The organism is Candidatus Methylomirabilota bacterium, from assembly GCA_035260325.1.
In the GTDB taxonomy this organism is placed as follows: domain Bacteria; phylum Methylomirabilota; class Methylomirabilia; order Rokubacteriales; family CSP1-6; genus AR19.
The window spans coordinates 1-14,077 of record DATFVL010000316.1 but is presented as its reverse complement, the minus strand read 5'-3'; the positions used below and the strand labels follow the sequence as shown (position 1 = coordinate 14,077).

15 protein-coding genes are annotated in these 14,077 nt (G+C 69.8%); all 15 read left to right on the top strand.

Translation table 11 applies throughout. From position 1 onward, the window contains the following. Positions 1-798 (top strand): CDP-diacylglycerol--serine O-phosphatidyltransferase (pssA, locus tag VKG64_20215; GenBank protein ID HKB27366.1); only part of this gene is annotated, 798 nt, incomplete at its 5' end. A gap of 14 nt (positions 799-812) precedes the next feature. Next, positions 813-2,357 (top strand): 2-isopropylmalate synthase, encoded by a 1,545-nt coding sequence (locus VKG64_20210; GenBank protein ID HKB27365.1) that lies wholly within the window; start codon positions 813-815, stop codon positions 2,355-2,357. Between the two features lie 4 nt (positions 2,358-2,361). Then, the gene (gene leuB / locus VKG64_20205) at positions 2,362-3,447 is read left to right on the top strand and encodes a 3-isopropylmalate dehydrogenase (GenBank protein ID HKB27364.1); all 1,086 of its coding nucleotides are present in this window, start codon (positions 2,362-2,364) and stop codon (positions 3,445-3,447) included. Further along, positions 3,447-4,451, top strand: a complete 1,005-nt coding sequence (locus tag VKG64_20200; protein HKB27363.1) for an aspartate-semialdehyde dehydrogenase — start codon at positions 3,447-3,449, stop codon at positions 4,449-4,451. The genes leuB and VKG64_20200 overlap by 1 nt, the downstream gene beginning before the upstream one ends. A 33-nt stretch (positions 4,452-4,484) precedes the next feature. Beyond that, positions 4,485-4,814, top strand: a complete 330-nt coding sequence (locus VKG64_20195) for a hypothetical protein (protein HKB27362.1) — start codon at positions 4,485-4,487, stop codon at positions 4,812-4,814. A gap of 23 nt (positions 4,815-4,837) precedes the next feature. Beyond that, positions 4,838-5,557, top strand: coding sequence for a tRNA pseudouridine(38-40) synthase TruA (gene truA / locus VKG64_20190; protein HKB27361.1), 720 nt, complete (start codon positions 4,838-4,840; stop codon positions 5,555-5,557). A 20-nt stretch (positions 5,558-5,577) separates the two neighbouring features. Beyond that, positions 5,578-6,351 (top strand): formate dehydrogenase accessory sulfurtransferase FdhD, encoded by a 774-nt coding sequence (gene fdhD / locus VKG64_20185; GenBank protein ID HKB27360.1) that lies wholly within the window; start codon positions 5,578-5,580, stop codon positions 6,349-6,351. A gap of 34 nt (positions 6,352-6,385) precedes the next feature. Continuing rightward, a complete protein-coding gene (locus tag VKG64_20180; GenBank protein ID HKB27359.1) occupies positions 6,386-6,748 on the top strand; it encodes a hypothetical protein in 363 nt (120 codons plus the stop codon). A gap of 85 nt (positions 6,749-6,833) precedes the next feature. Next, positions 6,834-7,112 (top strand): hypothetical protein, encoded by a 279-nt coding sequence (locus VKG64_20175; protein ID HKB27358.1) that lies wholly within the window; start codon positions 6,834-6,836, stop codon positions 7,110-7,112. Positions 7,113-7,174: 62 nt separating this feature from the next. Further along, entirely contained in the window at positions 7,175-10,249 is a 3,075-nt protein-coding gene (gene fdnG / locus VKG64_20170) for a formate dehydrogenase-N subunit alpha (protein HKB27357.1), read from the top strand. A 2-nt stretch (positions 10,250-10,251) separates the two neighbouring features. Beyond that, the gene (locus tag VKG64_20165; GenBank protein ID HKB27356.1) at positions 10,252-11,028 is read left to right on the top strand and encodes a 4Fe-4S dicluster domain-containing protein; all 777 of its coding nucleotides are present in this window, start codon (positions 10,252-10,254) and stop codon (positions 11,026-11,028) included. Next, positions 11,028-11,957 (top strand): NrfD/PsrC family molybdoenzyme membrane anchor subunit, encoded by a 930-nt coding sequence (gene nrfD / locus VKG64_20160; protein HKB27355.1) that lies wholly within the window; start codon positions 11,028-11,030, stop codon positions 11,955-11,957. The genes VKG64_20165 and nrfD overlap by 1 nt, the downstream gene beginning before the upstream one ends. A gap of 76 nt (positions 11,958-12,033) precedes the next feature. Then, entirely contained in the window at positions 12,034-12,882 is an 849-nt protein-coding gene (locus tag VKG64_20155; GenBank protein ID HKB27354.1) for a formate dehydrogenase accessory protein FdhE, read from the top strand. A gap of 68 nt (positions 12,883-12,950) precedes the next feature. Further along, positions 12,951-13,757, top strand: a complete 807-nt coding sequence (locus VKG64_20150) for a cytochrome c biogenesis protein (protein HKB27353.1) — start codon at positions 12,951-12,953, stop codon at positions 13,755-13,757. After that, positions 13,758-14,077 (top strand): glutamyl-tRNA reductase (locus tag VKG64_20145; protein HKB27352.1); only part of this gene is annotated, 320 nt, incomplete at its 3' end.

Sequence of the window (14,077 nt, the reverse complement as noted above, 5' to 3'; positions counted from 1 at the left end):
ATGATCCGGCGGCACGGGGTCAAGGGCTTCAGGCGGCGGCGCTGGCACGACCTCCGGGAGAAGCGGCGGCGGGGCATCTTCCTGCTCCCGAGTCTCCTCACGACCGCCAACCTGGTCGGCGGGTTCTTCGCGCTGCTGCTGACCGTCGAGAACCGCTACGCGGAGGCCGCGTTCGCGATCTTCGCGGCGATGGTCATGGACCTCCTCGACGGCCGGGTGGCGCGCCTCATGAAGGCGACGAGCCAGTTCGGCGTGGAGTTCGACTCGCTGGCCGACGTGGTCTCGTTCTGTGTCGCGCCGGCCTTCCTGATCTACTCCTTCGCGCTGTCCACGCTCGCGCGCCCGGCGTGGTTCGGCGCCTTCCTCTTCGTGATCTGCGGCGCGCTCCGTCTCGCGCGCTTCAACATCCACACGGGCACGGTGGACCGCCGGTACTTCGTCGGCCTCTCGACGCCGGCGGCGGCCGGCGTCGTCTGCGCCGCGGTGCTCCTGCTGCAGGGCGCGCCCGCGACGCGCCCGATCCTGCTCTCGATCGCCGTCGGCACGTACCTCGTGGCGCTCTTGATGGTGTCCACGTTCCGCTACTGGAGCTTCAAGGAGCTCGACTTCGCGCGCCGCCGGCCGATCCAGACGCTGCTGGTGGTCGTCCTGGGCGTCATGATCGTCCTCACGCGCTACGAGCTCTTCCTGTTCCTCATCTTCGTCGGCTACGCGCTGTCGGGGCCCATCCGGAGACTGCTCGTGGGCCGCGCGCCCGCGGCCGCGCCGGCCGAGCAGGCCGCGAAAGAACTTCCGTGAATCAGGAGGGTCACATGGATCGCGTCATCATCTTCGACACGACCTTGCGGGACGGCGAGCAGTCGCCGGGCTTTTCGATGAACACGATGGAGAAGCTCGAGATGGCCCGCCAGCTGGCCCGACTTCAAGTCGACGTCATCGAGGCCGGGTTCCCGATCTCCTCGGACGAGGACTTCGAGGCGACCCGCGAGGTCGCCAGGCAGGTCGGCACGCTGGAGGGAGCACCGTCCATCTGCGGCCTGTCGCGCGTCGGCCTCGGCGACATCGACCGCTGCTGGGAGGCGGTGCGGCACGCGCGGAAGCCGCGGCTCCACACCTTCGTGGCGACCTCCGACATCCACCTGAAGTACAAGCTCCGGAAGTCGCGGGCCGAGGTGCTGAAGGCGTCCGTCGAGGCGGTGAAGCACGCCCGCGGCTACTGCGAGGACGTCGAGTTCTCGCCCGAGGACGCGTCGCGCTCGGACTTCGACTACATGTGCGACGTGCTCTCGGCGGTGATCGAGGCGGGCGCGACGACGATCAACATCCCCGATACGGTCGGCTACGCGATCCCGAAGGAGTGGGGGGAGCGGATCACGCGGATCCGGGAGCGCGTGCAGGGGATCGACAAGGTCGTCCTCTCCGTCCACTGCCACAACGACCTCGGCCAGGCCGTCGCCAACTCGCTGACGGCGGTGATGAGCGGCGCGCGGCAGATCGAGTGCACCATCAACGGGATCGGCGAGCGCGCGGGGAACGCGTCCCTCGAGGAGATCGTGATGGCGCTCCGGACGCGGAAGGACTTCTTCGGCGTCGAGTCGCGGGTCAAGACCGAGGAGATCTTCAAGACGTCGCGGCTCCTCTCGCACATCACGGGCATCCACGTCCAGCCGAACAAGGCTGTCGTCGGTGAGAACGCGTTCGCCCACGAGGCGGGGATCCACCAGGACGGCGTGATCAAGGAGAAGCTCACGTACGAGATCATGCGGCCCGAGGACATCGGGCGGCCGTCGAACAAGCTCGTCCTCGGCAAGCACTCGGGCCGCCACGCGCTGTCGGCCCGGCTCAAGGACCTCGGCTTCGACCTCTCGGGGCCCGACCTCGACCGCGCGTTCAAGACGTTCAAGGCCCTCGCCGACCGGAAGAAGGAGATCTACGACGAGGACCTGGTGGCGATCGTCACCGACGAGGTGACGCAGCAGGTCCGCGGCTACGAGCTCGACTACCTGCACGTGATCAGCGGCACCGGCGTCGTGCCGTCGGCGACGCTCAGGCTCAAGAAGGACGGGCAGGTCTTCCAGGACTCGGGGGTCGGCGACGGCCCGGTCGACGCGGTGCTCGTGGCGATCGACGCGATCACCGGGCTGAAGGGCCGGCTCCTGGACTACTCGCTGCGCGCGGCGACCTCGGGCAAGGACGCGATCGGCGAGGTGGCGATGAAGGTGGACTTCGACGGGACGGTCGTGTCGGGCAAGGGCGCCTCGACCGACGTGATCGAGGCGAGCGCGCGCGCCTATCTCTCCGCGGTGAACCGCGTCGCGCAGCCCGCCGTCCAGCGGATCAAGGAAATCGGGCCGTAGATCGATGGCGACCCACAAGATCGCGGTGCTGCCCGGGGACGGCATCGGGCAGGAGGTGACGCCGGAGGCCGTCCGCGTCCTCCGGGCGGTCGGCAAGGGCGCCGGCGCCGGCTTCGAGTTCGAGGAGGCGCTCGTCGGCGGCGCCGCGATCGACGCGACCGGCGGCCCGCTGGCGCCCGGCGCGCTCGAGCTGTGCCGCGCCTCCAACGCGATCCTCTTCGGCGCGGTCGGCGGCCCCCGGTGGGACGACGTCGCGCACGAGAAGCGGCCCGAGCGGGGGCTCCTCGCCCTGCGCAAGGAGCTCGACCTCTATGCGAACCTGCGCCCCGCGAAGTGCTTCCCGATGCTCGTGGACGCGTCGCCGCTCAAGCGCTCGGTCGTCGAGGGCACCGACCTCATGGTGATCCGCGAGCTCACCGGGGGGCTCTACTTCGGCGAGCCCCGAGGCGTGGAGCGCTTCGCCGACGGCAGCGCCCGCGCGATCAACACGATGGCCTACACCTCGCGCGAGATCGAGCGGATCGCGCGGATCGGCTTCGAGGTGGCGCGCAAGCGCCGGAAGCGCCTCGCCTCCGTGGACAAGGTGAACGTGCTGGTCGTCTCGCAGCTCTGGCGGGAGGTCGTGACGCGCGTGGGAAAAGACTATCCTGACGTCGCGCTCGAGCACGTGCTGGTGGACAACTGCGCGATGGCGCTCGTGCGCCGGCCGACCCAGTTCGACACGATTGTGACCGAGAACACCTTCGGTGATATTTTGTCAGATGAGGCGGCGATCCTCGCGGGCTCCATGGGGATGCTGCCGTCGGCGTCGCTCGGCGGGGCCGTGGGCCTCTACGAGCCGGTCCACGGGACGGCGCCGGACATCGCGGGGAAGGGGATCGCGAACCCGATCGCGGCGATCCTCTCGGCGGCGATGCTGCTCCGGTACTCGCTCGGCATGGAGAAGGACGCCGACCGGGTCGAGCGGGCGGTGCTCGCGGTCCTCGAGCAGGGCCACCGCACGGCCGACATCGCCCCGCGGGGGACGAAGACCGCGGGCACGCGGGAGATGGGGGACCTGATCGTGAAGGCGCTGGAGGCGCAGTACTGATGGCGTCGGGCGTGACGGTCGCGGTGGTCGGCGCGACGGGCGCAGCGGGCCAGACGACGCTCCGCGTTCTCGAGGAGCGGAAGTTCCCGGTGCGCGAGCTGCGCGCGTTCGCGTCGGAGCGCTCCGTCGGCAAGACGGTGACCTTCCGCGGCGAGCCGGTCCGCGTCCAGCGGCTCGAGCCGGCTGCGTTCAAGGGCGTCGAGATCGCCTTCTGCTCGGCGGGCTCGGCCCAGTCGAAGCAGTACGCGCCCCTGCTCGTCCAGGCGGGCGCGACGGTCGTCGACAAGTCGAACGCCTTCCGGATGGACCCGCACGTCCCGCTCGTGGTGCCCGAGATCAACCCTCACGCGGCGAAGACCCATCGCGGCATCCTCGCGTGCCCGAACTGCACGACGATCGTCACCGTGATGCCGCTGAAGCCGTTGCACGACGCCGGCCGGCTCCGCCGCGTGATCGCGACGAGCTACCAGGCGGTGTCGGGCGCCGGCGTGAACGGGATCGCGGACCTCCGGGAGCAGACGCTCGCGTGGGCGCGCGGCGAGGCGATGACGCCACGCCACTTCGAGCACCGGATCGCCTTCAACCTCATCCCCGCGATCGACGCGTTCGGACCGAACGGCTACACCGGGGAGGAGATGAAGCTGGTCAACGAGACGCGCAAGATCCTCGAGGCGCCGGACCTCGCCATCACGCCGACGACCGTGCGGGTGCCGGTGTTCACCTGCCACTCGGTCGCCGTCACCGTCGAGACCGAGACCAGGATCACCCCCGAGCAGGCGCGCGCGCTGTTCGAGCGGTTCCCCGGACTCCGCCTCTGGGACGAGCCGGCGCAGCACCGCTACCCGATGCCGATCGAGGTCGAGGGCCAGGACGACTGCTTCGTCGGGAGGGTCCGCGAGGATCTCTCGAGCGCGAACGGCCTCTGCTTCTGGGTGGTCGGCGACCAGCTGCGGAAGGGCGCGGCCACGAATGCGGTGCAGATCGCTGAGCTGGTGCTGGGGTAGGCCCAGGTCCAACCCGCGCGGAGGGCGCGGTGCATGATGTCGCTCCGAAGCTATTACCATCGCCACTTCGGGTACCACGAGCGGTTCCACCTGGCCGTCATCCTCACGATCGTCGTCGTCGCCTACGTCGCCGTGCCGCGGGTCGTGCACTACATCGACGCGCTCGGAGGCTACGCGCCGGCCTACTACGAGCCGAAGGACTTCGAGCGTCAGGACTGGCTCAGCCGTCATGGCGTGCCCGAGGTCCTGGGCGGCGTCAGCGCCGGCGTCGTGGTGGACATCCTGCTCTTCATCCTGGTGGCGATCGTCTGGCTCACGCTGGTGCCGACCCGGGCGGGCCGCCACCGCGCGCCGCCACGCTAGCACCCCGGTCCGTCTTCCGCCTGGTGCTGGCCTATGACGGCACCGACTACCGCGGCTGGCAGGTCCAGGCCGCGGGCCCGACCGTCCAGGGCGCGCTGCTCCGCGCGGCGCGCGCGTTCGACGCGGCCGCGCGCGTCGTCGGCGCCTCGCGGACCGACGCGGGCGTGCACGCCCTGCGCCAGACGGCCTCGCTGACGACGTCCGCGGCCCTCGCGGCGGACGCGGTGCTCGGCGCGCTCAACGCGCGGCTCCCGCGCGACATCCGCGTCCTCGAGGCATGCCCGGCGCCGGCCGCGTTTGACGCGCGCCGCGCCGCCCTCGGCAAGCGCTACGCGTACCTCCTGGACACCGGGCCCGTGGCCGATCCGCTCCTCCGCCGCTACGCCTGGCACGTTCCCGGGACGCTCGACGTGGCTCCGATGCGCCGGGCCCTCGCGCACCTCGCCGGCCGGCACGACTTCGGCGCCTTCTGCGCCGCGCCCGGGCGACAGAAGGACCCGGTCTGCCGCGTGCGGGCGGTCCACGTCGTCCGTCGCCGCAGCCGCGTCGCCCTGCTGCTCTCGGCGGACCGGTTCCTCCATCACATGGCACGCACGATCGTGGGCAGCGCCGTCGCCGTCGGACGGGGGGCGCGCGACCCGGAGTGGCTCGCGAAGGTCCTCGCCTCGCGCGACCGCCGCCTGGCCGGCGCGACGGCGCCGGCGCACGGCCTCGCGCTGGTCCGGGTCATCTATCCGCGCTAGAATCGCGGGCGAGATCGCGCATGCGCACATACGTCAGGGTCCACCGCGGTCGCGCCGACGAGGTCGTCGGCGAGGTGGTGCGCGAGCAGCCGCTGACCGTGTACGTCAACGGCGAGAAGTTCCTCACGCTGCTCTGCACGCCGATCAAGCTCGACGCGCTCGTCGTCGGCTACCTGTGGATGGAGAAGGTGATCGACGCCCTCGACGAGATCGTGCGGCTCGAGGTCTCGCCGGTGGACGGCCGGGCCGACGTGACCCTCGCGCGTCCCGTCACGCTCCCGACCGAGCGCATCCTGACCTCGGGCTGCGGGGGCGGGATCACGTTCCGCATCGACCACCGGCTCTTCCCCCGGCTCGCGTCGTCGCTGCGCGTGGCGCCGGAGGCGCTCTCGGCGCGGATGAAGGACCTCTTCGCGGCGGCCGTGCACTACCGGGAGTCACGGGGCATCCACGGCGCGGCGCTCGGCGACGCCGAGCGCTTGCTGGTCGTCGCCGAGGACGTGGGGCGCCACAACGCGGTGGACAAGGTGAAGGGCGAGGCGCTCGCGCGCGGGATCCCGAGCGAGGACCGCATCCTGCTCTCGACCGGTCGCGTCTCGTCCGAGATGCTCCTGAAGGCGGCGCGCATGGGGGTGCCGGTCGTCGCCTCCCGCACCTCGCCGACCGAGATGGCCGTCGCCCTGGCCGAGCAGCTCAACATCACGGTCTGCGGCTACGTCAGGCCAGACAGCCTGAACCTTTACGCCGGCGACGCGGTTCTCCTGGGTGGCGGGGCCGTCGCGGCGCGCCGCTGACGCGGTCGGGCGGCATGCGGCGGCCGAGACGCGCATGAGTGACGAGTCCTCGCTCGAGGCGAAGTACCAGGCGCTCCGCCGCGGCCTCCGGTCGCGGCGGCGGGACGACCCCGCGCTCGATCTCTTCCGCCGGATCGAGGCGAGCCTGTCGGACGTCGGGTTCGTCGACCGTTCGCTCCTCGAGCTCGGCCGCTACTACAACCCCCTCACGAACGGGCCCGTCGTGAGCCTGGCCACACGGCGGGAGATCGTGGAGTCCCTTCGGGCCGGACGGCTGGGCGACGCGAAGCGGCTCCTGGACGAGTGCCTCATGCGCTACGCTCCCCCGGCTGAGGCGCCGGACGGGTCCGCGCCGGCCGACCCGGGCGAGCTCCCCCTTCCGGACCCATCCGATTAGACGCGCTGCGGCTTGACGCTGGTCAGACCAGTTCCGTAGTATTTCCGGAAGATTCCGACCGACTTGACTTCGAGGAGGCTTCAGCATGACGCAAAGCCTCGCCGAGCATATTCAGCGTTCCCGCCTGATGGTCGTCGAAGTGAACCGTGCCGAGGGCCGCCTGCGTGTCAGGGGTGAGGCCGGCGCGTGCACCGAGCTCTCGTGTTCGTCGGAGACGCTCGTCGTCACGGACGAGAATAGCAGCGCGGGCCTCGACGCACTGAACCCCGGAGACATCATCAAGGTCGAGCCCGCGAGCGGGCGCCTCACGAGGATCGTCGTGCTGCGCCGGGCGTGGGATGAGCTGGCGAGCCCTGAGGTGTAGGGCGGGCCGGCGACCTGGTCCGATCGGACCGTCCAATCCTGTCATCACAGAGGAGTGTCGCCATGAGTCTGTCGCGACGCGACTTCCTGAGATACGGCGTGGCCACGGCCTCGACCGCGGCCGCGTCCGGGGCGATCGATCTGAGTCCCGTGGAGGCCGCCGCGACGTCGCTGCGGATCAAGGAGGCCAAGGCGGTTCCTGGCGTCTGTCCGTACTGCGCCGTCGGGTGCGCGCAGCTCATCTACGTCCGGGACGGCAAGATCGTCGATATCGAGGGTGATCCGGACGCGCCCCACACCGAGGGCGCGCTCTGTCCGAAGGGCTCGTCGACCTACCAGCTCTCGCTCAACGAGCGTCGCATCAGCAAGTGCCTGTACCGCGCGCCCGGGAGCGACACGTGGGAGGAGAAGCCGCTCGACTGGATGATGGCCGAGATCGCCAAGCGGGTGAGGAAGACCCGCGACGAGACCTTCGTGGAGACCGCGAAGGTGGGCGACAAGACCGTCACCGTCAACCGGTGCGAGGGTATCGCCTGGCTCGGCTCCTCCGTCCTCGACAACGAGGAGAACTACCTGATCGCCAAGCTCTCGCGCGGCTTGGGCCTGGTGAACCTCGAGAACTCCGCGCGCCTCTGCCACTCCGCCACCGTGCCCGCGCTCGGCGCGACCTTCGGCCGCGGCGCGATGACCACCAACCTGATCGACGTCCAGTACGCCGACGTCATCATGCCGACGTCGAACTGGGCCGAGTGCCACCCGGTCAGCTACAAGTGGGTGATGAAGGCCAAGGAGCGCGGCGCGAAGATCATCCACGTCGACCCGCGGTTCACCCGGACCTCCGCGACGGCGGACATCCACGTGCCGATCCGTTCGGGCACGAACATCGTCTTCTTCGGCGCGCTGATCCGCTACGCGATCGAGAAGAAGAAGTACTTCCACGACTACGTCGTGGCCTTCACGAACGCGCCGCTCCTCCTCGATCCGAGCTTCAAGACCCCGGCGGACCTCGACGGGCTCTTCAGCGGCTACGACCGGGCCAAGCGGAGCTACGACCAGTCGTCATGGAAGTATCAGCTCGACGCGGACGGGTATCCCAGGCAGGACACGACGCTCCGCGACCCCCACTGTGTCTTCCAGTACCTGCGCCGCCACTACGCGCGCTACACGGCGGAGATGGTGGAGCGGGTCTGCGGGATCAACAAGGCCCTGTTCCTGAAGGTGGCCGACATCTACTGCTCGGCCTCCGGGCCCGACAAGACGGCGACGGTCTCCTATGCGCTGCAGCTCAACCAGTCGACCAACGGCGTGCAGCAGATCCGCGCGCTCTGCATGCTCCAGCTGATTCTCGGGAACATCGGTCGTCCCGGGGGCGGTGTGGTCGCGCTCCGCGGCCACTCGAACGTCCAGGGCGCGACGGACTTCGGGACCCTCTACCACATGCTGCCCGGCTATCCGGCGGAGCCCCTGCAGGGGCCGCATCAGTCGCTCATGGAGTACCTCGAGAAGACCACGCCGAAGGGGGGCTACTGGGTCAACAACCCGAAGTTCGTCGTGAGCCTGCTCAAGGCCTGGTGGGGGCCGGCCGCGACGAAGGAGAACGACTTCGCCTACGACTACCTGCCCAAGCGCGAGAAGGCGGACGCCTACTCGCACCAGCACTTCATCGTCGGGATGCTGCAGAAGAAGGTCAAGGGGTTCATCGTCATGGGCCAGAACCCGGCGGTGGACACCCCCAACGCGAAGATGTCGCGGCAGGCCGTGCGCAGTCTGGACTGGCTCGTGGTGGTCGATCTCTTCGAGACCGACACCGCGGCGGTCTGGAAAGAGCCGGGGGTCGATCCGAAGTCGTCGCAGGTCGAGGTCTTCTTCATCCCCGGCGCGCCCGCCGCGGAAAAGGACGGGTCGATCACCAACACGATGCGGATGGCCCAGTGGCACGTGAAGGCGGTCGAGCCGCCCGGCGACGCGCGCTCGGACGCGGCCTTCATCGTCGACCTCGGCAACCGGCTGAAGGCGCTCTACAAGGGGTCGAAGGCGAAGAAGGACCGCCCGGTCCTCGATCTCGTGTGGGATTACCAGCCCCAGGGGCCCAAGCAGGAGCCCACCATGGAGCTGGTCCTCAAGGAGTGCAACGGCTACGCGACCGCCGACATCACGGACAAGGACGGCAAGCTCCAATACAAGCAGGGCGAGCCCGTCAAGACGTTCGCGGTCCTGCGGGACGACGGGCTCACCGCCTGCGGCAACTGGATCTACAGCGGGATCTATCCCGAAGAGGGCAAGAACCTCGCGCTGCGCCGCGAGAAGCCCAAGGGCGGGGACTACCTGGCCCACGGCTGGGGCTTCGTGTGGCCCGCGAACCGGCGGATCCTCTACAACCGCGCATCGGCCAACGCCGCCGGCAAGCCGTGGAGCGAGAAGAAGAAGCTCATCTGGTGGGACGCCGAGCAGAAGAAGTGGGTCGGCAACGACGTGCCCGACTTCCCGGGGACCATGGCGCCCGACGCGCCCCGGCAGAAGGAGGGCCCGTTCAAGGGCATCGGCGGCGTCGACGCGTTCATCATGAATCCCCACGGCAAGGGGCAGTTCTTCGCCTCGGTGTTGGACGGCCCCTTCCCCGAGCACTACGAGCCGTTCGAGTCGCCGACGAAGAACCTCCTGTCGAAGGTCAACAACAACCCGGTGGCGAAGGTGTACGACATCGGCGACCTGAACAAGCTCGGGACGCCGGACAAGTATCCCTACATCCTGACCACCTATCGGCTCACGGAGCACCACGCCGCCGGCATGTCGCGCCACGTGCCGTGGCTCTCCGAGCTGTTCTTCGGCCACTTCGCGGAGATCGGGTCCGAGATGGCGAAGGAGCTGGGGATCCAGAACGGCGACATGATCACGGTGGAGACGCCGCGGGCCGCGATCAAGGTGCAGGCCCTCGTCACCGAGCGGATCAAGCCGTTCGTCATCAACGGCAAGAAGGTCTACCAGGTCGGCATCCCCTGGCACTGGGGCTACCAGGGCGTGATGAGGTCCGCGCGGGGCGACATCACGAACGACCTGGTCGCGAGCCTCGGAGACCCCACGACGTTCATCCAGGAGTCCAAGGCGCTCCTCTGTAACGTCCGGAAGGGGGTGGCGTAGCCATGGCGCGCACGCTCGCGATGTTCACGGACGTCTCGCTGTGCATCGGCTGCCGCGCCTGCCAGGTCGCCTGCAAGCAGTGGAACCAGCTCGCGCCCGAAGAGCCCGAGTGGACGGGCTCCTACCAGAACCACCCGCACTTCACCGACAAGAGCTACCGCCTCGTGCGGTTCTTCGAGGAGACCGACGCCAAGGGGCAGATGAAGCAGTGGCACATGATGTCCGACGTCTGCAAGCACTGCGCGCAGGCCGGCTGTCTTGAGGCGTGCCCGACCGGCGCGATCTACCGGACCGAGTACGGGACGGTGAACATCAACCAGGACATCTGCAACGGCTGCCGCTACTGCGTGTCGGCGTGCCCGTTCGGCGTCGTGGCCTTCAATCACGACACGGGGACCGCGACGAAGTGCACCTTCTGCAACGACCGGATCCACAACGGCCTCGGCCCCGCGTGCGCCAAGGCGTGCCCGACCGAGTCGATCAAGTTCGGCTTCCGTGACGAGCTCGCCGTCAAGGCGAAGCAGCGGGTCGAGGAGCTGAGGAAGCTCGGCTACAAGGACGCCCAGCTCTACGGCGAGGACAAGGCGGGCGCGCTCGGCGGCCTGAACGCATTCTTCCTGCTGCTCGGCAAGCCGTCGGTGTACGGGCTGCCCGAGAAGCCGAAGCTGCCGCAGCGGAACGTCATCGCCGACTCGCTGCTGTCCATCGGCTCGGCGCTGGTCGTGGGCCTCGGCGCGCTGCTGGCGTTCAGGGGCCGGGGCGCGAAGGAGGGCGACTGATGGAGCCCGGTCTCCTGAAGAGCGCGGACTGGCCGCTCCTGATCGATCTCTATTTCTTCCTCGGGGGCCTGGCGGGCGGAGCGTTCGTGATCGCCACGGTCGCCAACCTGCTCGGCGGCGAGCGCCACCGCGACGTCGTGCGCATCGGCTACTACGTCGCGTTCCTCGCGATCCTGCCGGGCCCGCTCTTCCTGATCCTCGACCTCGGGCTCCCAACGCGGTTTCTCCACATGCTCATGGTGTCCAAGCCCTCGGTCGAGATCGGGATGGACGCGATCACGGTCGGGCCGTTCCATCTCAAGCCCTTCTCGCCGATGAGCGTCGGCGCGTGGGGGCTCCTCGGCTTCAGCTTCTTCGCGTTTCTCGCCGCGCTCGACGTCTTCCTCGAGGACCGGGGCGGCCGGAGCATGAAGAGGCTCCGGGTGGTCGTCGGCGTGGTCGGGGGCTTGTTCGGCTTCTTCATCGCGGCGTATCCCGGGGTGCTGCTCGGCGCCACCGCGCGACCGCTGTTCATCAGCGCGCACTGGCTCGGCGCCCTCTTCCTCGTCGTGGGCGCGTCCACCGGGGGCGCGGCGATCGCGCTGATCCTGAGCCTGTTCGGCGGCCGGGCGCGCGAGTCGCTGTCGGCCCTCAGGCGGTTCACGGCGTTCGCGCTGAGCCTCCAGCTCGCGGCGCTGCTGCTCTTCGTCATCACGGTCTGGTTGGCGGGCTCGGCCGGGATCGCCCGGGCCCTGGCGCAGCTCGTCGCGGGCCCCTACAGCGTCACCTTCTGGCTCGGCGCGGTCCTCGTGGGGATCGTGGTCCCGCTCGTGCTCCAGATGTCCCCCAGGAAGGCGGCGCCGGGGATGACGGCGCTCGTCTCGGCGTTGATCCTGGTGGGCGGGTTCCTCGTCAAGTACGTGATCATCGCGGCGGGGCAGGCCACCTGAGCCGCTCGCAGCGACGACCGCGCCAGGGGCCCCGGCTCGCGGGGCCCCTGGTGTTTCGGGGGCGGGGTTGAGCGACGTGAGACTGCTCGAGGAGTGGGACGATCTCCTGCGCCGTCGCCCCGGCTTTCGCGAGCCGTTGGCGCTCTACGGTCCGCTGCTGGAGTCGTGGGCCCGGGGGTCCATCGAGGGGCTTCACCCGCTCCGGTGGACGGCCGAGGAGTGCGAGGCGCGCTGGAAGCGGGACCTTCCGCTCCTCCCGGAGAGTCCGCCATCCCTCCGGCCGGAGGACGTCGAAGGCGCCCTCGGGTCGTGCCTCGACGTCCTCGCCGCGGTTGGCAGGCACGGAGAGGCCGTCCGTCGGTTCGTCCAGGCCTGGGACGCCGGTGAGATCGGCCCCGTCGAGCTGTTCCCCGGCAAGGGGCGGCTGGGCGCGGCCTGGATCGAAGAACGCCTCGGAGTTCCCGGGGAAGTCCTGGGCGCTCTCGCGTGTGGCGCGCTCCGTCCCGCGCTCGAAGCCTATTTCGCCGAGTGCCGGTCGCATCTCAAGGACGGCCGATGGGCGCTCGGCGTCTGCCCGTTCTGCGGCGCGCCCCCGGGGTTCGCCGACGTGACGGAGAGCGGCCAGCGCCGGCTGGCGTGTCACGTGTGCGGCGGCGGGTGGGTGTTCCCGAGGCTCTGCTGTCCGTTCTGCGGTCACCAGGACGCCAAGGATCTCGTGCGTCTCGAGGCCGAGGAGAAGGAGGAGGGTTACTTCGTCTCGGCCTGCAAGCGGTGCCACGCCTACGTCAAGGAGCTCGACCGGCGGGTTCGTTGGAACGGGGGCTCGGCGCTGATCGAGGACTGGGGCACGCCCCACTTCGACCTCGTCGCCACCCGCGCCGGCTACTGGCGACCCCTGCCGACGCTCCTGCAGCTCGTCGCCTGAGCGGTAGCGGGCTCTGGTTAATCCGCATCGGGAATGTGGTAAACTCTCGCTGAGCTTGGCTTTTTGCCATGCACCCGACCCTCTTGAGCCTTGCGATCATCGCCTACGTGGCGGCGACGGGCCTCTCGCTCGCCTATCTCGTCCAGCGCGAGGAGTGGATCCATCGCTTCGCCTCCGTCGCGACGATCGCCGGCTGGCTCCTGCACACGGTGGCGCTCCTGGCGCGCGGCTTCGAGCTCGGCCGACCGCCGCTCGCGAGCCTCCCCGAGGCCGTGTCGGTGGCCGTCTGGGTGAGCGTGCTGCTGGCGCTCTGGGTGGAGCGCCTGTCGGGCGTGAAGGTCCTCGGCGCCTTCGTCCTGCCGATCGTCCTGATGCTGAGCCTCAGGTCGGCGACGACGCGCTCGCTGCCGGGGCTCGGGCCCGCGCTCGGCGGGGCGTGGCTCTGGGTCCACATCGGCCTGGCGCTCATCGGCATCGCCGCGTTCGTCCTGAACTTCGCCGGCGCGCTGATGTACCTCCTGCAGGAGCGTCAGCTCCGGATGAAGCGGCCGGGCAACCTCTATTACCGGCTGCCCGCCCTCGAGACGCTCGACCGGCTGACCTACCGGACGCTCGCGCTCGGATTTCCGTTCCTCACCACCGGCATCCTCCTCGGCGTCCTCTGGGCGGGCCCTGCCTGGGGCAGCGTCCTCACGTTTGATCCGCTGGCCCTGCTTTCGCTCGTCGCGTGGGCGATCTACGCGGGCACGCTCGCGGGGCGCGCGGCCGCGGGCTGGCACGGGCGCCGCGCCGCCTACTTCGCGATCGTCGGCTTCGCCGCGCTCGTCCTGACGCTCGGCGCCGGGCTGTTCCTGCCCGGCCGCCACGGCTCGTAGATGCCGCTCTTCGTCGCCGGCCTCTCCCACAAGAACGCGCCGATCGAGCTGCGCGAGCGCCTCGCGGTGGAGGAGGACAAGCTCCGCGAGCTCCTGCGCGACATCGCGGCGACGGGCGCGGTCGACGAGGCGCTCGTCCTCTCGACCTGCAACCGCGTGGAGGTGTACGGCGTCGCGGCCGTCCCCGGGGAAGCGCGGGCCGTGGCGTTCCGCCACCTCTGCGCGCATCGGGGCGTCGGCCTCACGGCGATCGAGCCGCTCCTCTACACGCACCTGGAGGCCGAGGCGGTGCGCCACGCCTTCCGCGTGGCGTCGAGCCT

What these genes read in the sequence shown, in the direction of transcription:
- VKG64_20210 (HKB27365.1), top strand. Translation starts at nt 813, where the DNA reads ATGGATCGCGTCATCATCTTCGACACGACCTTGCGGGACGGCGAGCAG.
- leuB (HKB27364.1), top strand. Translation starts at nt 2,362, where the DNA reads ATGGCGACCCACAAGATCGCGGTGCTGCCCGGGGACGGCATCGGGCAG.
- VKG64_20200 (HKB27363.1), top strand. Translation starts at nt 3,447, where the DNA reads ATGGCGTCGGGCGTGACGGTCGCGGTGGTCGGCGCGACGGGCGCAGCG.
- VKG64_20195 (HKB27362.1), top strand. Translation starts at nt 4,485, where the DNA reads ATGATGTCGCTCCGAAGCTATTACCATCGCCACTTCGGGTACCACGAG.
- fdhD (HKB27360.1), top strand. Translation starts at nt 5,578, where the DNA reads ATGCGCACATACGTCAGGGTCCACCGCGGTCGCGCCGACGAGGTCGTC.
- VKG64_20180 (HKB27359.1), top strand. Translation starts at nt 6,386, where the DNA reads ATGAGTGACGAGTCCTCGCTCGAGGCGAAGTACCAGGCGCTCCGCCGC.
- VKG64_20175 (HKB27358.1), top strand. Translation starts at nt 6,834, where the DNA reads ATGACGCAAAGCCTCGCCGAGCATATTCAGCGTTCCCGCCTGATGGTC.
- fdnG (HKB27357.1), top strand. Translation starts at nt 7,175, where the DNA reads ATGAGTCTGTCGCGACGCGACTTCCTGAGATACGGCGTGGCCACGGCC.
- VKG64_20165 (HKB27356.1), top strand. Translation starts at nt 10,252, where the DNA reads ATGGCGCGCACGCTCGCGATGTTCACGGACGTCTCGCTGTGCATCGGC.
- nrfD (HKB27355.1), top strand. Translation starts at nt 11,028, where the DNA reads ATGGAGCCCGGTCTCCTGAAGAGCGCGGACTGGCCGCTCCTGATCGAT.
- VKG64_20150 (HKB27353.1), top strand. Translation starts at nt 12,951, where the DNA reads ATGCACCCGACCCTCTTGAGCCTTGCGATCATCGCCTACGTGGCGGCG.